Origin of the sequence: Aeromonas sp. 600724 (assembly GCF_049175135.1) — a bacterium.
Classification (GTDB): domain Bacteria; phylum Pseudomonadota; class Gammaproteobacteria; order Enterobacterales; family Aeromonadaceae; genus Aeromonas; species Aeromonas veronii_A.
On the sequence record NZ_JAAKUM010000023.1, the window covers coordinates 38876 to 60516 of the forward strand.

Below are 21641 nucleotides of genomic sequence, written 5' to 3' on the forward strand. Positions count from 1 at the left end.
GGGGCGGGCAAACGCGCCTGAAACAACAAGGGAGCCAGTGGCTCCCTTGTTGTTTTCAACGCACGGTTTACAGCAGGAACAGTGTCGCCAGCCCGAGGAAGATAAAGAAGCCGCCTGTGTCGGTGATGGCGGTGATCATCACGCTGGCACCGACTGCCGGGTCGCGGCCGAGGCGGGTCATGGTCATGGGGATGATGACCCCCATCAGGGCGGCCACCAGCAGGTTGAGCATCATGGCCAGGGTCATCACGGCGCCGAGCGCCGCATCCTGATAGAGCAGATAGGTGGCGATGCCCATGGTGCCGCCCCACACCAGCCCGTTGATAAAGGCGACGCCAAGTTCCCGCAGCAGCAGGAAGGAGAGGTTGCCTGCCTGAATGTGCTGCAGCGCCAGCGCCCGCACTATCATGGTGATGGTCTGGTTACCGGTGTTGCCGCCGATCCCGGCGACGATGGGCATCAGGGCCGCCAGTGCCACCAGCTGGGAGATGGTGTGCTCGAACAGGCCGATCACCCGCGAGGCGACAAAGGCGGTGCAGAGGTTGATGGCAAGCCAGGCCCAGCGGGTCTTGACCGCCTTGGAGACCGGGGCGAACACGTCTTCATCCTCGCTGATACCCCCCATCCGGCGCAGGTCGGTGTCGCTCTCCTCATAGACCAGATCCACCACCTCTTCGACGGTGAGGCGGCCCATCAGCTTGCCCTTGCCATCCACCACGGCGGCGGAGAGCAGGTCATCCCGTTCGAAGGTGCGGGCCGCCGCTTCGTCGTTATCCTCCGGATCGAAGGTGACCGGATCCCGCTCCATCACGTCGCTCACCAAGGTGGCGGGCTTGTGCAGCAGTACAGTGGTGAGGGCCAGCTCCCCCAGCAGGTGGTTGCGCCGATCGATGACGAACAGCTTGTCGGTGTTGGCGGGGATCTTGCCGCGCAGCCGCAGATAGCGCTGCACCGTGGCGAGCGTCACCTCGGGGCGGATGGTGATGATCTCGAAGTCCATCATGGCGCCGACGGTGTGCTTGCCGTAGCGGATCACCTCCCGCACCCGATCCCGGTCGGCGGGGGCCATATAGGTGAGCAGCCGCCCCATCAGGTTGCGCGGCAGGTACTGGCCCAGATAGATCTGGTCGTCGATATCCAGGGTGCGCAGGGCGTGCAGCAGCTCCTTGTCGCTCATCCCGCTGATGAGGCTGTCCCACACCGTCTCCGACGCTTCGACCAGGATCTGGCCGCGTTTCTCCTCCTCCACCAGCGCCCACAGGGCATGACGCTCATCGGGCGGCAGCGATTCCAGCGCATCGGCGACGTCGGCGGCGGGCAACCCGTTGACCAGCGTGGTGAGTTCGCTGGTCTGATCGCGCTGCTCGGCATCCTGCACCACCTGCGGGTCGAGCAGGCTGTCGGTGAGGGCATCATCGCGCAGCAGCAGGGTGAGAATGCGGGATCTGTCATCCGCGCGCTGCCGGGCGCTGTTCTTGATGGGAAGAGACATGGGATGAATTCCTGAGATGGTAGCCAAGGGCTCAATGCCCATAGGATACCAGACTTAAAACAACAGGTTATGACCGTGATGGGAGAAGAGGGAGGTAAAAGTGAGGCCACCTGCTGGTGGCCTCATGGCGAGTTGCCGAGGATCCCTCAGGCGAGGGCTTGCTGGCGCTGCGGGGCCTCGCCAAACCAGGCGAGCCGGTCGGCCAGGGTCACCACCGAGCCCACCATGATGAGGGCAGGACTCTCGACCCCCACCGCCAGCGCGGGCAGCTCATCAAGGGTGCCGCGAATGACCCGCTGGCAGGGCTGGGTGCCGCGCTCGATCAGCGCCACCGGGGTGTCGCCCCCCTTGCCGTGGGCCAGCAGCTGCTCGCGGATGGTGGCGCAGCTCGATAGCCCCATGTAGAACACTAGGGTTTGTTTGTCTTTGGCCAGCAGCGGCCAGTCGAGATCCCGGGCGCCACCCTTGCCGTGGGCGGTGACGAAACGCACGCTCTGGGCGTGGTCGCGGTGGGTGAGCGGAATGCCGGCGTAGGCGGCGCAGCCGCTGGCCGCGGTGATGCCGGGCACCACCTGAAAGCCGATGCCTGTGCCGACCAGCGTCTCCAGCTCCTCGCCGCCACGGCCGAAGATAAAGGGATCGCCCCCCTTGAGACGCACCACCCGTTGCCCCTTCTTCGCCTCCTCCAGCAAGAGCTGGTTGATCCCCTCCTGCGGCACGCAGTGGTTGCCCGCCTGCTTGCCGACGAAGATGCGTTTGGCGTCGCGGCGCACCAGCGCCATCACTTCGTCCGAGACCAGCCGGTCGTAAACCACCACGTCCGCCTGCTGCATCTGGCGCAGGGCGTGCAGGGTGAGCAGACCCGGATCGCCGGGGCCGGCTCCCACCAGTACCACCTCGCCTCCGGTCTGGCTCCCGTCGGCAAACAGGTTGTCGGCCAATTGGTGGGCAGAGGCACTATCACCGCGGGCCAGCGCTTGACCGAGCCGATCCGCTCCGAGCAGCCGCTCCCAGAAGCGACGCCGCTCCCCCATGCTGGCGAAGCGGGCCTTGACCCGCTCCCGCAGGCTACCGGCAAAGGTCGCCACGGCCCCCAGATGTTGCGGCAGCAGGGCTTCCAGTTTTTCCCGCAGCAGCCGGGCCAGAACAGGTGCCTTGCCGCCGGAGGAGATGGCCACCATCAGCGGCGAGCGGTCGATGATCGACGGCATGATGAAGCTGGAGCGTTTCGGGTCATCCACCACGTTGGCAAAGATCCGCGCCTGATTGGCGCTCTGGTAGACCAGCGCATTCACCTCGCGCCGATCGGTGGCGGCCACCACCAGCCACTTGCCCGCCAGTTGTTCCGGCACAAATTCACCGGCCAGCCACTCGATGCTCCCGTTGGCAGCCAGTTCCGCCAGCTCGGGGTCGAGCTCGGTCGCGACTACTGTGAGGTGGGCACCGGCATCCAGTAGCAGGCGCGCCTTGCGCTCCGCTACCTCGCCGCCGCCGACCAGCAGCACGGGTTTGTTGTCGAGTCGGCAAAAGATGGGCAAGTAGTCCATGGGGCCTCCGGATCAGGCGGTTCGGGTCTGGTTGGCGGTGCTGGTGGTCTCGCTCACTGCAACCGGGCGTTCAGCTTTCGGGGTGGCATACCAGTAGCCGAGGCCCATAAAGAGGACGCCGGAGACGGTGTTGCCCAGGGTCACCCACAGCAGGTTGTGGCCGATGCCGCCCAGGGTGTAGGCCTCGGAGTGGGCGCCAAACCAGGAGAGGGCGAACAGGGTCATGTTGGCGATGGAGTGCTCGTAGCCGGAGGCGATAAAGGCCAGCAGGCACCACCAGATGGCGATGAAGCGGGCGGCCCCTTCGGTGCGCAGCGCCATCCAGATGGCGAGGCAGACCAGCCAGTTGCAGAGGATCCCCTTCATAAACAGGGTCAGGGCCGGAGCCTGGGTCTTGGCCAGCGCCACCTTGTGGGCCAGACTGCCCGCATCCGGCAGCAGGCTGCCGCCGTAGGAGTAGATGAGCGCCACCACAACGGAGCCAATCAGGTTGCCCGCCCAGGTCTGCGGCAGGATACGCAGCAGGTCGGCCATGGTGATTTTGCCCGTCTTCACCCCGAAGGTGAGGAACATGGTGTGGCCGGTAAACAGCTCGGAGCCGGCGATGATCACCAGCGTCAGGGCGATACCGAAGGTGGCCCCCATCACCAGCGGCCGGATGGCGGGATCCACCAGATTGCCGAGGGTGAAGATCAGGATGATGCCGAGGCCCACATAGGCCCCCGCCATGGCGGAGCTGAGCCAGAAGCCGAGCTTGTCGCTGCGCTCGAAGCGGTTGATGCGGGCCGCGTTGGCGGCGCACTTGTTGATGGTTTCCGTGTACATCTTGTGAGTCCTTGAAAGGGCTGCCCACAGGCAGCCCGAAAGAGAGTGAATTTGTCTTTAGACAGCGACCCAGACCTGCTGGTCGCGCACTTCAACGGGGTAGCTTTGAACCGACATGGCGGGGTTGTCGAAACAGTGGCCATCGCTCAGACGAAAGCGCTGCTTCTTGAGCGGGCTGGCGACCCAGAGCTCGCCGTCGTGTTCGCAGATCAAACCCCGCGACAGCACGTTGGCGGCGAAGAAGGGATCCCGGTTGTCGATGGCGAACACCTCGGCGGCCGCGCTCGGGCGGAACAGGGCGATCTGGCGACCCTCAATGAGTGCGCAGACGCCGGTGCCCGGCAGGATGTCGTTGAGTTGGCAGGCGAATTTCATCATTTGGTTTCCACTTCGATCTGGTAGACGGGGATGCGCTCGGCCGGGGTCGCCGGTCGGTGCTGGTCGCGTTCGCTGACGAACTGGACGTCCGGGTCACGCTTGTCGCTGTTGATGAAGTGGCTGAAGCGCTTGAGCGCCTCCTCTTCATTAAGGGTGCGCGACCATTCGCACTCGTAGCTGTCGATGAGGGTCTGGATATCGCGCTCCAGCGTCTCGGCCAGCCCCAGCTTGTCGTCGACGATCACCTCGCGCAGGTAGTCGACACCCCCTTCCAGATTGCCGAGCCAGACCGATGTGCGCTGCAGTTTGTCGGCGCTGGTGACGTAGAACATCATAAAGCGGTCGATCAGCTTGATGAGGGTTTCGCGGTCAAGGTCAGAAGCCAGCAGATCGGCGTGGCGCGGTTTCATGCCGCCGTTGCCGCCCACATAGAGGTTCCAGCCCGCATCGGTGGCGATGATGCCGACATCCTTGCCCTGGGCTTCCGCACATTCGCGGGTACAGCCGGAGACGCCGAACTTCATCTTGTGCGGGGTGCGAATCCCCTTGTAGCGGTTCTCGAGGAAGACCCCGAGGCCAACGCTGTCCTGCACGCCGAAGCGGCACCAGGTGCTGCCGACACAGGTCTTGGCCATACGCAGCGCCTTGGCATAGGCCTGACCTGTCTCGAATCCGGCTGCCAGCAGCTTGCGCCAGATGGCGGGCAGGTCATCCTTCTGAGCCCCGAACAGGCCGATGCGCTGGGCGCCGGTGATCTTGGTGTAGAGCTTGTAGTCGCGGGCCACTTCGGCCACCGCCAGCAGCCCTTCCGGGGTCACTTCACCGCCGGCCATGCGCGGGATGACGGAGTAGCTGCCGTCCTTTTGCATGTTGCCGAGGAAGATGTCGTTGGTGTCCTGCAGTGGGATGTTGCGCGGGCTCAGCACATGCTCGTTCCAGCAGGAGGCGAGGATGGAGCCGACGGTCGGTTTGCACACCTCACAGCCATAGCCCTGACCGTGCTTGGCCAGCAGCTCGTCGAAGCTCTTGATCCCCTCCACCTTGACCAGATGGAACAGCTCCTGACGGGAGTGGGGGAAGTGGGCGCAGAGGTGGTTGTTGACCTCGATGCCCTGCTTCACCAGCTCGGCGTTGAGTACCTGACTGATGAGCGGCACACAGCCGCCGCAGCCGGTTCCGGCCTTGGTGTGCTGCTTGATGGCGGCCAGGGTGGTGTGACCCTCGGCCACCGCCTGAGCGATGTCGCCTTTGGAGACGTCAAAGCAGGAGCAGATCTGGGCGCTTTCCGGCAGGGCATCCACCCCCAGCGTCGGTTTGGCTCCGGCGTAGGCGGGCAGGATCAGGGTGTCCGGGTGGCTCGGCAGCGGCAGGGCGTTGAGCATCATCTGCAGCAGGTTGCCGTAATCTTCCACGTCACCCACCAGCACGGCGCCGAGCAATCGGCTGTTGTCTTCGCTCACCACGATCTTCTTGTAGACGCCAGCCTGATCGTCCTGAAACACATAGCTGTGGCTGCCCGGGGTGCGGCCGTGAGCATCGCCGATGGAGCCGACGGAGACGCCGAGCAGTTTCAGCTTGGCGCTCATGTCCGCCCCTTCGAAGCGGCTGTCGCCGCCCTGCAGATGGTCGACGGTGATCTGGGCCATCTTGTAGCCCGGCGCTACCAGCCCGAAGAAGCGGCCCTGCCAGGCGGCGCACTCGCCGATGGCATAGATGTCGGGGTCTGAGGTGAGGCAGTGATCGTCGATGACGATGCCGCCGCGCTCGGCGATGGCGAGATCACCGTAACGGCCGAGGGTATCTTGCGGGCGAATGCCGGTGGAGAAGACCACCACATCCACTTCCAGCTGGCTGCCATCGGCAAAGGCGAGGCGGTGTTTCGCCTGCTCACCGCCATGCATCAGGATCTCGCTGGTGCTCTTGCTGGTGTGCACCTGCACGCCCATGGATTCAATCTTGCGGCGCAGCAGCTGGCCGCCCTGACCGTCGAGCTGCTCGGCCATCAGTACCGGAGCAAACTCCACAACGTGGGTCTCGAGACCCAGCGCCTTGAGGGCACCGGCCGCTTCGAGGCCAAGCAGGCCGCCCCCGATCACCACCCCGCTCTTGCCACTCCTGGCGGCGCTGCGAATGGCTTTCAGATCCTCGATGGTGCGGTAGACGAAGCACTCGTGGTGCTGACTGCCCGCAATGGGCGGCACCCAGGGGTAGGAGCCGGTGGCCAGCACCAGCTTGTCGTACCCGACCACAGTGCCCTTGTTGGAGTGCACTTCGCGGTTGGCCCTGTCGATTTTTTTCACCGCTTCGCCGAGCAGCAGGCGGATGCCGTGCTTGTCGTAGAAGCCGGGTTTGACGAGGGAGAGATCTTCGCTGGTGTGATGGGAGAAGTAGGAGGAGAGATGGACGCGATCGTAGGCGGGACGGGGTTCTGCACCGAAGACGGTGATCTCGTAGCGGCCCGGCTCGGCCCGCTCGATCAACTCTTCGATGAAGCGGTGCCCCACCATGCCGTTGCCCACAACGACCAGTCTGACTTTGCTCATGATTGCCTCTAGTTTGGAGTAATAAAACATCATTCTGGGGCTAGGCTACCCAGTCAGTCGGGGCGGGCAATTGATGCAAATCAAGTGTCTATTTATATATCTCGTCAGGGGTAATTCGATAAAATTCAAAGATATACAAAAATAGGTATACCAGTTGATGATTTCTGCGCTGGCTTGGAGTGAGGGATGGTGGAGGGAAAGCCCGGTTTACCCACGGCCGGGGAGTGAAAACTTCTGGCGGAAAATGGCCGGCCTCGCACTGGGCGAGACCGGCATCAGCTGAACAAGGTGGCGCGTCAGGCGATATGGCGGCGGAACATGGCGAGCGCCAGCGACAGGGTGACGCCGGCGATGGCGAGCAGCGGCCAGAGCAGGGGCCAGGCGGCCGACCAGTCAAACCCCTTGAGGAAGACCCCCTTGAGCAGCACGATGAAGTGGGTGAGGGGGTCGATGGCCGCCAGCCACTGGAACACCTGCGGCATGTTCTCCACCGGCGAGATGTAGCCCGAGAGGATCACCGCCGGGACGGTGAAGGAGAAGACCCCGAGAAAGGCCTGCTGCTGGGTCGAGCAGAACGACGAGATGAAGAGCCCGATCCCGGCCAGTGCCAGCCCGTAGCAGACCATGCCCGCCATCAGCAGGCTGAGGCTGCCGGCAAAGGGGAGGTGAAAGACAAAACGGGCGGCCAGCGCGACTATGCACCCTTGCCCCACCGCCACCATGATGCCGGGCACCGCCTTGCCCGCCATGATCCAGCCCGCGGTGAGGGGGGAGACCAGCAGCTGATCGAAGGTGCCCTCTTCTCGCTCCCGTGCGACCGAGAGGGCGGTGACAATCAGGCAGCCAGTGGTGGTGATGATGGCCACCAGCGCTGGCAGGATATGCCAGTGGAACTCGACGTTGGGGTTGTAGAGGTTGCGTACCGCCAGCTCGGGTTGCCCCTTGCCCTCACTTTGCCAGCGGGCGATCACCTGACTGATGTAGCCAGCCGCCACCTGACCACCGTTGGAGCGGCGGCCATCGATGATCAGCTGCACCTTGGCCGGTTCGCCCCGCGCCAGCCGACGCGAGAAATCCCCTGGAATAATCAGCCCGAGCAGTGCCTGCTGCCCGGTGATGGCCTCGGTCATGCCCGCCTCGCCTTGCACCGGGATGATGGTGGTGAAGGCGGGCATATGGGTGAGGCGCTCCAGCAGCTCGCGGCTCTGGGCACCGCCATCCTGGTTGTAGATGGCCAGCGTGTTGCCGGTCACCTCCAGAGTGGCGGCGAACGGGAAGAGGGCGGTCTGCAGCAGCACCGGCATGATGAGCAGAAAGCGCCCCTGAGTATTGCCCATCAGGGCCTGCAGCTCTTTTCGGATCAGCCACCAGAGTCGGATCAGCATGGGTTACTCCAGAGTGCGCCGCGTCTTGCGGGCGGTCAGGGCCAGCCAGAAACCGGCCAGCAGCAGCAGACAGAAACCGTTGACCAGCAGGATCGAGAAGACGCTGCCCGCCTGATAGAGGGTCTGCAGCGAGCTTGCGAAGTAACGGGCCGGAATGAGGTGGGTGATGGCCCGAAGCCAAGGCGGCATGCTGGCGATCTCGAACACGAAGCCCGACAGCATCACCGCGGGCAGAAAGGCGGCGATCAGCGCTGCCTGCGCGGCATTGAACTGGCTGCGCATCACGGTGGAGAGGAACAGCCCGAGTCCGAGCGCGCTGCCGAGAAAGACGCTGGTGACCAGAAAGAGCAGCAGCAGGGAGCCGCGCCATGGCACGCCCATTACCGCCACCGAGAAGAGCAGGCAGAGCAGCATGGCGATGATGCCGAGGCCATAGTAGGGTAACAGTTTGGAGAGCAGCAGCTCCCCCTTGGTGACCGGGGTGGCGAGCAGCGCCTCCATGGTGCCGCGCTCCCACTCCCGCGCCACCACCAGCGAGGTGAGCAGGGCGCCTATGATGGTCATCACCACCGCAATGGAGCCCGGTACCAGAAAGTTGCGGCTCACCAGCGCCGGATTGAACCAGGCGCGGCTCTCTATCGACACCGGCATGGCGACCCCCTCGCCAGCGAGCCACCCCTGCCAGATCCCCTGCACATAGTTGGTGACGAAGTTGGCGGTGTTGGGCTCGGAGCCGTCGGTGAGCAGCAGCGCCTGCGGCGTGCCATTGCCCTGACCGGCCAGCGCGCGGGAGAAACCGTCGTCGATCACCAGCAGGCCGCGGATCTCGCCACGGGCCAGACTGGCGAGCAGGGACTCCTTGCTCGGGCCGCTGTGGATCTCCAGTGCGGTAGAGCCGCGCAGGGCCTGCTCCAGCCGCACCGCTGGGGCGCCGCTATCGGTACGCCAGATGCCGAGGCGCAGATGGTCCACATCCAGATTGATGGCGTAACCCATCACCACCAGTAGCACCACCGGCATGATGAAGGCGATGAGGATGCTGCTCGGGTCACGGACGATTTGCAGCGTCTCCTTGCGGCAGAGGGCCAGCAGTCGCCGACGGTTGATGCTCATGCGTCCTCCTCGCTGGCCCGCTCGACCAGGGTGATAAAGGCCTCTTCCATTGTTGGCAAAGAACAGGTCGGCAAGGAGCCGGTTGGCAAAGAGGTCGCCGCCTCTTTGGCGGCCAGCCCTTTGAGATCGTCCGGGGTGCCGAGCGCCAGCAGCTTGCCGCGATAGATGAGGGCGATGCGGTCGCAATACTCCGCCTCGTCCATAAAATGGGTGGTGACCAGCACGGTGACGCCGTGGTCGGCCAGCGCGTTGATGTGCGACCAGAACTCGCGCCGGGTCACCGGATCGACCCCGGAGGTGGGCTCGTCGAGGAACAGCAGCGGCGGCTCGTGCAGCAGGGCGCAGGCCAGCGATAAGCGCTGGCGCAGACCGAGCGGCAGGGATTCCGCCTTTTGATCGAGCCAGGGGGCGAGGGAAAAGGCAGTCACCATGGCGTCGATCCGCGTCTGCTGGTGGCGGCCGAACAGGCCGTAAATACCGGCGAAAAAGGAGAGGTTCTGCGCTACGGTAAGCTGCTTGTAGAGGGAGAACTTCTGCGCCATGTAGCCGAGGCGCTGGCGCGCCGCCGAGGGGCTGTGGGCCAGATCGATGCCGGTCACCAGCGCCTGTCCCTCGCTCGGGCGCAGCAGGCCGCACTCCATCTTGAAGGTGGTGGACTTGCCCGCCCCGTTGGGGCCGAGCAGGCCGAAGATCTCGCCGCGGCGCACTGCAAAGCTGACATCATCGGTGGCGGCAAAATCGCCGAACCGCTTGGTGAGGTGGCGCGCCTCGATCACCGCCTCGGGGGAGACCCCCTGCGGCAGTTCGGCTTCCCGCATCCCGGCTGCCAGACTCGACTCCCCACCGGGGCCGCCGCCGAGCAGGTCGATAAAGGCATCCTCCAGCCGGGGCTGGGCCGGTTGAAAGGTGCCGTTGGCGAGATGCAGCTCCGGGAGCGGCGGGGGCGTCATGCCCGGGTGCAGCAGCAGGCGAACCCGCTCCCCCGCCACCGCGCCATCCATCACTGCCGGGTGAGCCAGTGCCCGGCGCAGCAGGGCGCGCCGCTCGCGGCCATCCAGTTGCCCCGCCTCCAGCAGCCAGCAGCGGCTGGCCATGGCCCCCATCAGATCGGCCGGGGTGCCGCTGGTGCGCACCTCGCCATCCGCCATCAGCAGCACGTGGTCGCACAGCTCCGCCTCATCGAGATAGGCGGTACTCCAGAGCACCGTCATCCCTCCCTTGGCCAGCTCGCGTACCATCTGCCAGAGGGCGCGGCGGGAGATGGGATCGACCCCGACCCCCGGTTCGTCGAGCAGCAGCACATCCGGGGTGCCGAGCAGGGCGCAGGCCAGCCCGAGCTTCTGCTTCATGCCGCCAGAGAGCTTGCCTGCGGGTCGCGCAGTGAAGCGGGCGAGGTCGGTGAAGGCGAGCAGCCGTGCGAAGGTAGGGGTGCGTTCGGGCTCCAGTACGCCGCGCAAGTCAGCGTAGAGGGTGAGGTTCTCCAGCACGCTGAGATCCTCGTAGAGGCCGAACTGCTGGGGCATGTAGCCGAGGCGCTGGCGCAGCAGATCCCCCTCGCTCACCGGGTCCAGCCCCAGCACCCGGATGGTGCCCGCTTCGGGGATCAGCAGACTGGCCAGCAGGCGCAGCAAAGTGCTCTTGCCCGCGCCGTCGGGGCCGACCAGCCCGGTGATGCCGCCAGCCGGAATGGTGGCCGAGATGGCGTTGAGGGCGACCCGCTCGCCAAAGCGTTTGGTGAGCCCCTCAATAGAGATGGCGCAGCTCATGGCGCCAGCCTGACGGTGACCGGCATCCCCTGGCGCAGGGCCGGGTCGGGGTCCTGCACCACGATACGCAGCCGGTAGACGAGGTGAGTGCGCAGATCCGGCGTCTCCACCGATTTCGGGGTGAACTCGGCGGTCGGCGAGACAAAGCCCACTACCCCGTGATAGGGCTGATCCGGCCGCGAGTCGGTGGTGAGGGTCACCTTGGCGCCGCTCGGGAAGTGGCCGAGCCAGGGCTCCTCCACATAGGCGCGCACCCAGACCGGTGCGGTCATGGAGAGGTTGAAGGCGGTTGCACCGCTCTGCACCATGCTGCCGTTTTCGACGGCGCGGCTGATGATGATGCCGTCGCTGGGGGCGGTCAGGCTGGCATCCGCCAGCGCCAGTTCGGCACTGGCGAGCGCCGCTTTGGCCCCTTCCAGTTGGGCATCGGACTGGGCAATCTCTTCCGGGCGGTAGCCGGTTTCGAGCTGGGCGAGCTGCTCGCGGGCGGAGCGCACCTGCGCCCGGGTCTGATCCCGCTGGGAGCGGGCGGTATCGAGCTGACCGCGGGAGATGGCGCCGGTGGCTGCCAATGCGATCTGGCGGCGCCACTGCTGGTCTGCCTCCAGTGCAGCGGCCTCGGCGGCGTCCAGTGCGGCCCGGGCGCGGTCGGTCTCTTCGCTGCGATAGCCTTTGTGGATCAAGGTGTTGGCGGCAGTGAGCGCAGCCAGATTGGCGCGGGCGCTGTCGCGGCTGTGGGTGAGGGGAATCGGATCGAGGCGGGCCAGCAGTTGACCGGCTTTTACGCTATCGCCCTCATCGACCAGCACCTGATCGACGCGACCGCCGACTCGAAAGGCCAGATTGACGTCGCGAATATCGACATTGCCGTAAAGGATGGAGCCGTCGGCGGGGCGCCCCTGCCACCAGAGGTAGCCACCGATAACGGTTAGCAGCAGGGCTGCGATGGCAATGCGTTGCTTCATACCGTTTCTCCTTGAAGAGGACACTGCAACCAGAGGTAACCACTGAGAGCGGCCAGCAGCAGAGCTGCCATCGCGATGCGTTGTTTCATGCAGCGTCTCCTTCTTTGATGTCGGTGGGGCGCAGGCCGCGCAGGGCCCATACCAGCCGCTGTCTGGCGGCCTCGGGGTTGTCTATCTGGCTGAGAAAGGGGGCTGCCTGTTCGGGCAGCCAGCCGAGCTGACGACCGCTGCCTGCGATCACCAACGGCAGGCCGACCGACCCCATGATGAAGATCATCAGCTGGAGCGGGTGACCCGCGACCAGCGACCCTTCCGCCTGTGCCATCCGTACCTGCTCGATCAGCAGCAGGGGATGGCGGCGCGGCAGGCTGAGCAGAAAGCGCTGGGCCGCCCCTTCGCCCGCCAGCGCATCGCCAAACAGGTGGTTGATAAAGCCGCGCTGGCGCGCCACCAGCCCGATCAGCGCCTCCATGGTCGCCTCGAACATGGCGATGGCGGAGGGGTAGGAGCCTTTGGCTGCCACCGCCTTGAGCTCGTCATAGAGGGGGGCGTACCAGAGCTCCACCAGCTCGTCGATAAAGGCGTCGCGGTTGCCGAAGTGGTAGACGAAGGAGCCGAGGTTCACCTCGGCCGCCGCCGCCAGCTCGCGCACCGTCAGGCCGCGCAGCCCTTTCTCGGTAGCGATGGCGAGGCCGGTATCGAGCAGTTTCTGCCGGGTTGGATTCATCTTTCGGGTTCCTGTTGCGCAGCTTTCGATCTGATTTATACGTATGTATAAATCAATCACACAGAAGTTGATAGATCTTTTTTTGAGCAGATTTCAGCAGGGATGAAAAACGGTGGGCTTTCGTAAGGGGAGGTATGAAAGCGCCTTGGGATTGAATGGATCGCCGCAGATAGGGCTAGAGTCCGGGCGACGGAGGCGGGATGAAATGGGTGGCAGGGAAATAAAAACGCCTCCACAAGGGAGGCGTTTTCAGGTCCATCGATCGCGCTTACAGAATAAAGCGGCTCAGGTCCTCGTCTTCAATCAGCTTGCCGAGGTGGGCGTTGACGTAGTCGGTGTCGATGACAAAGGTCTCACCGGACTTCTCGGAGGCGTCATAGGAGATATCTTCCATCAGGCGCTCCATCACGGTGTGCAGACGACGGGCACCGATGTTCTCGGTACGCTCGTTGACCTGCCAGGCCGCTTCGGCCAGACGGCGGATGCCATCCTGGGTGAACTCGATGTTGACCCCTTCGGTGGCCATCAGCGCCTTGTACTGATCGGTCAGGGAGGCGTTCGGTTCGGTCAGGATACGCTCGAAGTCATCTGTGGTCAGGGCGGTCAGCTCGACGCGGATCGGCAGACGGCCCTGCAGCTCGGGGATGAGGTCGGACGGCTTGGCGATCTGGAAGGCGCCGGAGGCGACAAACAGGATGTGGTCGGTCTTGACCATGCCGTGCTTGGTGTTGACGGTGCAACCTTCAACCAGCGGCAGCAGGTCGCGCTGTACCCCTTCACGGGAGACGTCGGGGCCCGAGCTCTCGCCACGCTTGCAGATCTTGTCGATCTCGTCGAGGAAGACGATGCCGTTGTTCTCGACCGCGGCGATCGCTTTCTGCTTCAGCTCTTCCGGATTGACCAGACGGGCAGCTTCCTCTTCGATCAGCGCTTTCATGGCCTCTTTGACCTTGATCTTGCGCTTCTTCTTCTGGCTCTGGCCCAGGTTCTGGAACAGCCCCTGCAACTGGTTGGCCATCTCTTCCATGCCCGGCGGGGTCATGATTTCGACGCCCATCGGGGAGGCGGAGAGTTCCAGCTCGATCTCCTTGTCATCCAGCTGACCTTCCCGCAGTTTCTTGCGGAAGATCTGGCGGGTGTTGGAGTTGTCGGCTTTCTCTTCCTCACCCCAGGTGTTGCGCGGGTTGGGCAGCAGGGCGTCGAGGATGCGCTCTTCGGCGGCTTCCTCGGCGCGATATTTCATCTTCTCCATCTCGGTTTCGCGCACCAGCTTGATGGCGGCATCGGTCAGATCGCGGATGATGCTGTCTACTTCCTTGCCGACATAGCCCACTTCGGTGAACTTGGTCGCTTCCACCTTGATGAAGGGGGCGTTGGCCAGTTTGGCCAGACGACGGGCGATTTCGGTCTTGCCGACACCGGTCGGGCCGATCATCAGGATGTTTTTCGGGGTCACTTCATGGCGCATCTCTTCGTTGAGTTGCATCCGGCGCCAGCGGTTGCGCAGGGCAACGGCAACGGCACGCTTGGCATCGGCCTGACCAATGATGTGACGATCCAGCTCGTGGACGATTTCTCTCGGGGTCATCTCGGACATGATGGTGTTCCTGTATCCGGGGCGGGCAGTGCCCACCCCTTGGGAAATTGGGTTGGCTGGCGCCTTATTTGGCAACGTAGTCCAGCACTTCGATGGTGTGGTTGCCGTTGGTGAAGACGCAGATGTCGCCCGCAATCTTGAGGGACTTCTCGACAATGCTCCTGGCATCCAGCTCGGTGTTTTCCAGCAGCGCGATGGCGGCGGACTGGGCGAAGTTGCCACCGCTGCCGATGGCGATGAGATCGTGCTCCGGCTGCACCACGTCACCGTTGCCGGTGATGATGAAGGATTTGTGTTCGTCGGCCACGGCCAGCAGTGCTTCGAGGCGGCGCAGGGCGCGATCGGTGCGCCAATCTTTGGCCAGCGCCACGGCGGCGCGCTCCAGATTACCCTGATGGGCCTGCAGTTTTGCTTCGAAACGTTCGAGCAGGGTGAAGGCGTCGGCGGTACCGCCAGCGAAACCTGCCAGCACCTTGCCGTTATAGAGGCGATGAACCTTGCGGGCGTTGCCCTTCATGACGGTGTTGCCAAGAGAGACCTGGCCATCGCCACCGATGACGACCTGACCGTTGCGGCGAACTGAAACTATGGTAGTCACTTTACTTACCTCGCTTGAGCCGAATGACGGCCTGACTGTGCATGGCAAGAAAGATGGGGATGGCAAACGGGCTTTTCAACCCTGCCTTTGGTCGGGATAAACGGGGTAGCAATCAGGGTGGGTGCGAGTGACACCAAAAGAACAGGGCCGGGTGTTGCCACCCGGCCCTGCTGCAAACTGTCCGCATTATGTTGTTTCAGACCAGACTACCGCTTGGCACACGATCACAGTTTGGCCATTGAACGTCGCCGAGGGAGAACCATACAGCGTGTAGCCTTGAGCTAGTGCTTCGCTGACACGAAAACAAAATGCCGCGTCATCAGGCCCAGTAATCAAGCGGTAAACCGGAAGGCCATTTGGTGGCTGTTTCGAATTTGTCATGTTCTGGTTCTCTGCTGGTTCAGCCTGACAGTATGCTAACCCTTCTTGGCAATGCAGCCGCTGATGCCGGAGCTCTGCAGCTTGCCGTTGGCCGCGTCGGCGGCCGCCTTGCCGTTGAAGGGGCCCACCATCACCTTGTAGACCGTGCCGTTGGCCGTGTTGACCACCTGCAGGCTGGAAGAGAGACCGGCGGTGAAGGCGATACGTGCCTTTAGCGACTCTGCGGAATCCTGCGAGCGCAGAGCCGCGCACTGCATCATATAGCGACTGCTGTCGGCGGCTGCGGTCTGGGCTGGCGGGGTAGCCGCTTTGGCCTTGGCCGCTTCGGCCCGCTCCCGCTCCAGCTCGGCACGGATCTCCCGCTCCATCCGTTCCCGTTCGGCCTGGCGATCGATCACCTGTTCCCGAGCGCTGGCAACGGGCGCACCGTTGTCAGGCGTTGTCGCCGGATTGGTCTGATAGGGTTTGGACTGGCCGATGGGCGTCCCCGGTTGGGGAATCTCGGTCGGTACCGGTTGCGGCAGCTTTTCCGGCTGCAGTGTCAGAGTATCGGCGGGGGGCGGTGGCAGCACGCCCGGCTGGGGCGGTGGCTCGATAACATCGACCTGCTTGTTCTCAAGCCGTTCGATGTAGCTCCACTTCTCCTGTGGCAACCCGTTGTTCTGTGGTTTTGGCTTGTTGGCCTTTACCTGCTCTTCGATGGTGGGGGCGTCGCTGCCCTTGCCATTGATCATGTAAAGGAAGCCACCAAAGCCTGCCAGCAGTGCCACGACCAGCAGCACTGGAATAACAGGAAAGCGGCGAGGGGCCGCTTTCTTGGTATTGCGGCCACCCGCCCGACGTCGCGGGCGGCTGCCGACATAATCCCGGGTTGCCATCTATTACATGCGCTCCAGGGTATGGATGCCCAGTACGCCGAGGCCCAGTTTCAGTACCTTGGCGGTGGCGGCGCACAGCAGCAGACGGCTCTGACGGGTTGCCTCGTCCACGCCATCCTTGTTGATCGGGCAGGCTTCATAGAAGGTCATGAAGTTGCCTGACAACTCGTACAGGTAGGTACAGAGCAGGTGTGGCATGCCTTTGTCGGCCACGCCGTTGACCGCGTCGGAGAACTGGATCAGCTTCTGGGCCAATACCTCTTCGGCCTCTTCGTTCAGGGTCACGTTGCCGGTCAGCGTCTCGGCATCGATGTTGGCCTTGCGGAAGATGGACTGGATACGGGTGTAGGCGTACTGCAGGTAAGGGGCAGTGTTGCCTTCAAACGACAGCATCAGATCCCAGTCGAAGATGTAGTCGGTAGTACGGTTCTTGGAGAGATCCGCATACTTGACCGCGCCCATGGCGATGGCGTTGACCACATTGGCCTTCTCTTCGGCAGAGAGGTCGCTGTTGCGGCTCTCCAGCAGCGCAGCGGCGCGCTCTTCGGCTTCGTTCAGCAGGTCAACCAGCTTGACGGTGCCACCAGAGCGGGTCTTGTAGGGACGACCATCCTTGCCCAGCATCATGCCGAAGGCGTGGTGCTCAAGCGGCACGGATTCCGGCACATAACCCGCCTTGCGGGTGATGGTCCAGGCCTGCATCAGGTGCTGGTGCTGACGGGAGTCGATGAAGTACATGACACGGTCGGCGCCCAGGGTTTCATAACGGTATTTGGCACAGGCGATGTCGGTGGTGGTGTAGAGGAAACCGCCATCGCTCTTCTGGATGATGACGCCCATGGCCTCGCCATCCTTGTTCTTGAACTCGTCCAGGAAGACAACGGTGGCGCCTTCGCTCTCGACCGCCAGCCCCTTGGCTTTCAGGTCGGCAACGATCTCCGGCAGCATGTCGTTGTACATGGACTCGCCCATGATGTCCTTGTTGGTCAGGGAGACATTCAGGCGGTCGTAGTTGATCTGGTTCTGTTCCATGGTCATGTCGACCAGCTTCTTCCACATGGTACGGCAGTACTCATCGCCACCCTGCAGCTTGACCACGTAGTTACGGGCACGCTCGGCGAAGGCTTCGTCTTCGTCGTAGCAACGCTTGGCCTGGGTGTAGAAGGCTTCCAGATCCTTGAGCGCCATGTCGCTGGCGTGCTCGTTGGACATTTTCTCCAGATAGGCGATCAGCATGCCGAACTGGGTGCCCCAGTCGCCGATGTGGTTGGCACGGATCACTTTGTGGCCGAGGAATTCCAGCGCGCGCGCAGCCACGTCACCGAGTACGGTGGAGCGGATGTGGTGCACCGCCATCTCTTTGGCCACGTTGGGGGCGGAGTAGTCCACCACCACGGTTTGTGGCGCGGGCAACCGTACGTTGGCGTTGGCAGAGGTCACCATGGCCTCGACCTGACCGGCCAGCCAGCGCTGGTCGAAGAAGAAGTTGATGAAGCCGGGACCGGCGATCTCGACCTTGGCGATCAGGTCGGAGGCAGGCAGGTGCTCGATGATGGCAGACGCCAGCTCACGGGGATTCTTGCGGGCCGGCTTGGCCAGCAGCATGGCCAGGTTGGTAGCCAGGTCGCCGTGAGCTTTTTCCTTGCATCGGTCTACTTGCACGCGGGCTTCCAGGTCCGCCGGCAGGACGCCTGCTGACTTGAGATTGGCTACCGTTTGTTCAAGTAGATGATGAATATGCTCTTTCATAACTGACCACCAAGGTTGCGCGTCGAAAAATGACTGATATATAAGGGCGTGAATTTTACCCGCATCGGCTCGAGAAAACTATAGGGATGACCCGCCGCTCGCTGTCGGGCGGATATTTCACTGCGTTTGGCGCCATATTCCAGAATATTGGGCGGAAATTACGGTGCTTATCCATTTCTACTGCATATCGAAGCGGCTTGTCCAGGCTATTTTCCCCTGATTGTTAAGGGTTTTTCCTTTCCGCTGACGGGAATGATCTCCTCCCTCTGGCCCGGCGTATCAACAGAGGTTCCCAACCGAGGAGTTTGCGATGCGACTGGCGCTGTTTCCCCTATCTGCCCACCTGCTGCCAGGCGGTGTCATGCCGCTGCGGATCTTCGAACCGAGATACCAGCGGATGATCGCCGAGGCGGGGGAGTCCGGCTTTGCCCTCTGCATGGTGGACCCTCGCCAGCCCGACGCCCTGCGCAACATGCTGCCCATCGCCACCCGGGTCACCATCATCGATTTCGACCGGCTGCCGGACGGCATGCTGGGGATCACGGTGCAGGGGGTGGAGCGGGTGCAGATAGAGGATCTGTGGCAGGAGCAGGATGGCCTGCGTATCGGCGAGGTGACGCCGCTGACGGCCTGGCCGCCCCGCCGGCTCCATCCCGATCAACTGCCACTGGTTGATGCGCTGCGGGAGGTGTTTGCCGATTATCCCGACTATGCCGCCCTCTATCCTGCCCCCTGCTGGGACGATGGCAACTGGGTGGCCCAGCGCTGGCTGGAGGTGTTGCCGATCCCCCCCGAGCAGAAGCAACTGCTGCTGGCTGCCGCCGACAATCAGCCCGCCATCGCCCTGCTCAAGGGGGTGCTGGTGGCCAGCCACTGATTTTTTCTGACCCGCTGATCCGCCAGCGCCGCAGCGCCGTACCAGTCATCACCACAGCATGTTCGACAGCACACCAAAGGGATGGCGCAATGGCATATACTGGCCAACCACACTCGACCATACGCAGGACCTCGCCCGTGATGGATAACCCGGATGGCGACCTCAAATCTCTGCTGATCAGGGTGGCTGAGCAGGCCGACAAGGCTGCTTTTGCCCGCCTGTTCCAACACTTTGCGCCGCGCATTCGCAGCTATGGCCTGCGCCACCTCGGCAGCGAAGCCAACGCCATGGAGCTGGTGCAGGAGACCATGCTGCTGGTGTGGCAAAAGGCGCGCCTCTACCACCCTGACAAGGGAGCGCCGACCACCTGGATTTACACCGTGATGCGCAACCAGTGCTTCGACATGCTGCGCCGTCGTCGCGCCAGCAAGGAGGATCTCTGCGCCGAGGAGCTGTGGCCCGTGCTGGAGTTTCAGGCCGAAGAGGAGCATCTGAGCGGGGGTGAGGATGCGGTGCTGACCCGTCAGATGGCCCACTATCTGGGCACCCTGCCGGAGCCGCAACAGCAGGTGGTGCGTGGCATCTATCTGCAGGAGTTCTCCCAGCAGGAGCTGGCGGAGCGACTCGGCGTGCCGCTCGGCACCATCAAGTCCCGCCTCAGACTGGCGTTACAGAAATTGAAAGAGCAAGTGGAGCAAGGCCATGATTAAAGCCCATCCGACCGACCCTATGCTGCGCGCCTTCGCCGCCGACGAGCTCCCTCTGCCGCTGGCGGTGGGGCTCTCCGCTCACTGTGAACTCTGCCCCGATTGTGCTGCCCGACTGAAGACATTCGAAGAGGAGCTGGCGCAGCAATATCTTGCCTCGCCAACAGAGCCCGAGGTGGACTCCCGCGATGACGTGGGACTGGACGCCGGATTCGACGCCATGCTGGCGGATATTCTGGCGCAGCCGCTGGCAGAGCCCCTCTCCGAGCCAACACATGACCAGCCCCGAGCCCAGCCCGGCGAGCTGGAGGTGGCCGGTCACGCCTACCGTTTGCCGCGGGTGTTGGCCCGCTACCGTTCGCCCAAGTGGCGCCATATCGGGGCCATTCGTCAGCAGAGTCTGCCGCTGGACGAGATGGGGGCTCGCGCCAGCCTGCTCCATATCGAAGCGGGCGGTCGCATCCCCGAGCACACCCATCAGGGCTATGAGCTGACCCTGCTGCTGGCTGGCAATATTCAGGATGGCGATACCCTTTACAAGGCGGGAGATTTCATCTGGCGCGATGCCAGCCACTCCCACAGCCCGCATACGCCGGACGGTTGCCTCTGCTACACGGTGCAGGATGCGCCGGTGCAGTTCACCAAGGGGCTGTCGCGGCTGCTGAACGGCATCAGCCAGCACCTCTACTAAGCACTCTGACGCCATAGAAAAAGGGACCAAGTTGGTCCCTTTTGTCATTTCATTGCAGGCTGCCTGTCAGGCGACAAACACCAGATAGACGGCGAATGCCACGATAAAGCGGTAGATGGCGAACGGGATAAAGTCGATGCGGCGGATCAATGTCAGGAAGGTCTTGATCGCAAACATCGCTACCACGAAGGCGGTGATAAAGCCCACGGCAAACATCGGGAAGTCGGCCATCGAGAGGAAATCGCGGCTCTTGTAGAGATCAAGCCCGCTGGCCGCCACCATCATGGGCACTGCCATGATGAAAGAGAACTCGGCGGCGGCGTGACGGCTGATCCCCATCAGCATGCCACCACTGATGGTGGCGCCGGAGCGTGAGAAGCCTGGCCACAGCGCCAGACACTGGAACAGACCGATGCCGAACGCCTGTTTGTAGCTGATGTCATCCAGAGTTTCGGCTGTAACGGCGGGGCGGAACTTCTCGGCGATGATGAGCAGGATGCCCCCCGCGACCAGTGCGTACATTACGGTTTGTGGGCCAAACAGGTTGGCCTTGATCCAGCTGTGGATGGCCAGACCGACCACGATGGCGGGCAGCATACCGAGGATGACATGCACCAGCGACAGGGTGGCGTGATCCCGGGACTGCTTCTGGCCGAAGTGGATGCCAATCAGGCCAAACAGGCGGCGCCAGAAGACGGCGACCACGGCGAGGATTGAGCCAAGCTGGATCACCACTTCGAAGGTGGCGGCCTTGGGCCCTTCAAAGCCCAGCAGATGGCCGACGATAATCATGTGGCCGGTGGAGGAGACGGGGAGGAACTCGGTCAGCCCCTCGACGACGCCCAGAATAAAGGCGACCAGCAGGCTATAAGTGTCAGTCATCGAACAGAATCCTTGCTACGTTGATGCAAAAACGCCCCGGAAGGAGCTCGGGGCGGCTTATCTTGCTCGAATGTTGCTGGCGCTGCTACGGAAAAATTGTGAAACCTTTAAGTCAGTCGCGGATAAAACGGTAGCGGGTCTGATGGTGATAGCGCTCGCCCGGCAGCAGCCAGGGGTTGCCCAGCTCGGGGCGATTGGGGCTGTCCGGCAGCTGTTGTGTCTCAAGACAGAAGCCGTCGTGATCCCCGAGTGCCAGCCCCAGGTTGTATGAATGCTCATCAGTTCCTTTCGTTACGCAGCTTGAGCATCAGGACGGCGCAGGCCAGAGCGAGAGTGATGCTGTTTGCTATGGTGATGGGCATGTCGTTAGTGCGCAGGCCGTAGATCAACCATAGAAGTACGCCACAGCTGAAGACCAGATACATATTGGTTGAGATGGCCCTGGTTTCTTCGGTCTTTATTATGGCTCTGTCCCAATTACGTGTTGAAAGGCTAATCTTGAAGTAGGCCATCACCTTGAGGTCTACCATCATGGATACC

20 protein-coding genes and 1 pseudogene are annotated in these 21641 nt (G+C 63.1%); 3 read left to right on the plus strand and 18 right to left on the minus strand.

Annotated elements, in window-relative coordinates:
- Window positions 1–67: 67 nt before the first annotated feature.
- The 15 genes from mgtE to argS form a co-directional block, all read right to left on the minus strand.
- Window positions 68–1492 (minus strand): magnesium transporter, encoded by a 1425-nt coding sequence (gene mgtE / locus G5168_RS18885; RefSeq protein WP_219296754.1) that lies wholly within the window; start codon window positions 1490–1492, stop codon window positions 68–70.
- A gap of 146 nt (window positions 1493–1638) precedes the next feature.
- Window positions 1639–3039 carry a siroheme synthase CysG gene (gene cysG, locus G5168_RS18890; RefSeq protein WP_421252575.1) on the minus strand — a complete coding sequence of 467 codons (1401 nt, stop codon included), beginning with the start codon at window positions 3037–3039 and terminating at the stop codon, window positions 1639–1641.
- 12 nt (window positions 3040–3051) lie between these two features.
- Window positions 3052–3864 (minus strand): nitrite transporter NirC, encoded by an 813-nt coding sequence (gene nirC / locus G5168_RS18895; RefSeq protein ID WP_005340778.1) that lies wholly within the window; start codon window positions 3862–3864, stop codon window positions 3052–3054.
- Between the two features lie 57 nt (window positions 3865–3921).
- Entirely contained in the window at window positions 3922–4239 is a 318-nt protein-coding gene (nirD, locus tag G5168_RS18900; RefSeq protein ID WP_039039697.1) for a nitrite reductase small subunit NirD, read from the minus strand.
- Entirely contained in the window at window positions 4239–6785 is a 2547-nt protein-coding gene (nirB, locus tag G5168_RS18905; protein WP_421231162.1) for a nitrite reductase large subunit NirB, read from the minus strand. The genes nirD and nirB overlap by 1 nt, the downstream gene beginning before the upstream one ends.
- 296 nt (window positions 6786–7081) lie before the next feature.
- Entirely contained in the window at window positions 7082–8170 is a 1089-nt protein-coding gene (locus tag G5168_RS18910) for an ABC transporter permease (protein WP_005355575.1), read from the minus strand.
- Between the two features lie 3 nt (window positions 8171–8173).
- Window positions 8174–9283 (minus strand): ABC transporter permease, encoded by a 1110-nt coding sequence (locus G5168_RS18915; protein ID WP_213320503.1) that lies wholly within the window; start codon window positions 9281–9283, stop codon window positions 8174–8176.
- Entirely contained in the window at window positions 9280–11049 is a 1770-nt protein-coding gene (locus G5168_RS18920; protein WP_421231161.1) for an ATP-binding cassette domain-containing protein, read from the minus strand. The genes G5168_RS18915 and G5168_RS18920 overlap by 4 nt, the downstream gene beginning before the upstream one ends.
- Entirely contained in the window at window positions 11046–12014 is a 969-nt protein-coding gene (gene hlyD, locus G5168_RS18925) for a secretion protein HlyD (RefSeq protein WP_421231160.1), read from the minus strand. Before hlyD ends, G5168_RS18920 begins: the two co-directional genes overlap by 4 nt.
- 85 nt (window positions 12015–12099) lie before the next feature.
- On the minus strand, window positions 12100–12741 hold the full coding sequence (locus G5168_RS18930; protein WP_201995017.1) for a TetR/AcrR family transcriptional regulator: 642 nt from the start codon (window positions 12739–12741) through the stop codon (window positions 12100–12102).
- Window positions 12742–13009: 268 nt separating this feature from the next.
- Window positions 13010–14338 carry an HslU--HslV peptidase ATPase subunit gene (gene hslU, locus G5168_RS18935; RefSeq protein ID WP_227341621.1) on the minus strand — a complete coding sequence of 443 codons (1329 nt, stop codon included), beginning with the start codon at window positions 14336–14338 and terminating at the stop codon, window positions 13010–13012.
- Window positions 14339–14402: 64 nt separating this feature from the next.
- Complete coding sequence (gene hslV, locus G5168_RS18940; RefSeq protein WP_204384878.1) at window positions 14403–14936, minus strand: ATP-dependent protease subunit HslV; 534 nt, start codon at window positions 14934–14936, stop codon at window positions 14403–14405.
- A 186-nt stretch (window positions 14937–15122) separates the two neighbouring features.
- Window positions 15123–15317: a DUF1737 domain-containing protein gene (locus G5168_RS18945; RefSeq protein ID WP_227341620.1), complete on the minus strand. Its 195-nt coding sequence runs from the start codon at window positions 15315–15317 to the stop codon at window positions 15123–15125.
- Between the two features lie 35 nt (window positions 15318–15352).
- Window positions 15353–16195, minus strand: coding sequence for an SPOR domain-containing protein (locus tag G5168_RS18950; protein ID WP_421252576.1), 843 nt, complete (start codon window positions 16193–16195; stop codon window positions 15353–15355).
- Between the two features lie 3 nt (window positions 16196–16198).
- Window positions 16199–17944 carry an arginine--tRNA ligase gene (argS, locus tag G5168_RS18955; protein ID WP_421252577.1) on the minus strand — a complete coding sequence of 582 codons (1746 nt, stop codon included), beginning with the start codon at window positions 17942–17944 and terminating at the stop codon, window positions 16199–16201.
- 310 nt (window positions 17945–18254) lie between these two features.
- Between argS and G5168_RS18960 the strand changes: the two genes are divergently transcribed.
- From G5168_RS18960 to G5168_RS18970, 3 genes are all read left to right on the plus strand, one after another.
- Window positions 18255–18821, plus strand: coding sequence for an LON peptidase substrate-binding domain-containing protein (locus tag G5168_RS18960; RefSeq protein ID WP_040069721.1), 567 nt, complete (start codon window positions 18255–18257; stop codon window positions 18819–18821).
- Window positions 18822–18961: 140 nt separating this feature from the next.
- Window positions 18962–19531, plus strand: a complete 570-nt coding sequence (locus G5168_RS18965) for a sigma-70 family RNA polymerase sigma factor (protein WP_005342561.1) — start codon at window positions 18962–18964, stop codon at window positions 19529–19531.
- Window positions 19524–20219: a ChrR family anti-sigma-E factor gene (locus G5168_RS18970; protein ID WP_040069719.1), complete on the plus strand. Its 696-nt coding sequence runs from the start codon at window positions 19524–19526 to the stop codon at window positions 20217–20219. Before G5168_RS18965 ends, G5168_RS18970 begins: the two co-directional genes overlap by 8 nt.
- A gap of 66 nt (window positions 20220–20285) precedes the next feature.
- Here G5168_RS18970 and bacA read toward each other — a convergent pair whose 3' ends face one another.
- The 3 genes and pseudogenes from bacA to G5168_RS18985 all read right to left on the minus strand — a co-directional run.
- Window positions 20286–21101 carry an undecaprenyl-diphosphate phosphatase gene (bacA, locus tag G5168_RS18975; protein ID WP_421251022.1) on the minus strand — a complete coding sequence of 272 codons (816 nt, stop codon included), beginning with the start codon at window positions 21099–21101 and terminating at the stop codon, window positions 20286–20288.
- Window positions 21102–21213: 112 nt separating this feature from the next.
- Window positions 21214–21345: pseudogene (locus G5168_RS18980) on the minus strand (galactose-1-epimerase); the annotation flags it as partial.
- Window positions 21346–21379: 34 nt separating this feature from the next.
- Window positions 21380–21641: SemiSWEET family transporter (locus G5168_RS18985; protein WP_421252578.1), on the minus strand; the 262-nt coding region annotated here is incomplete at its 5' end.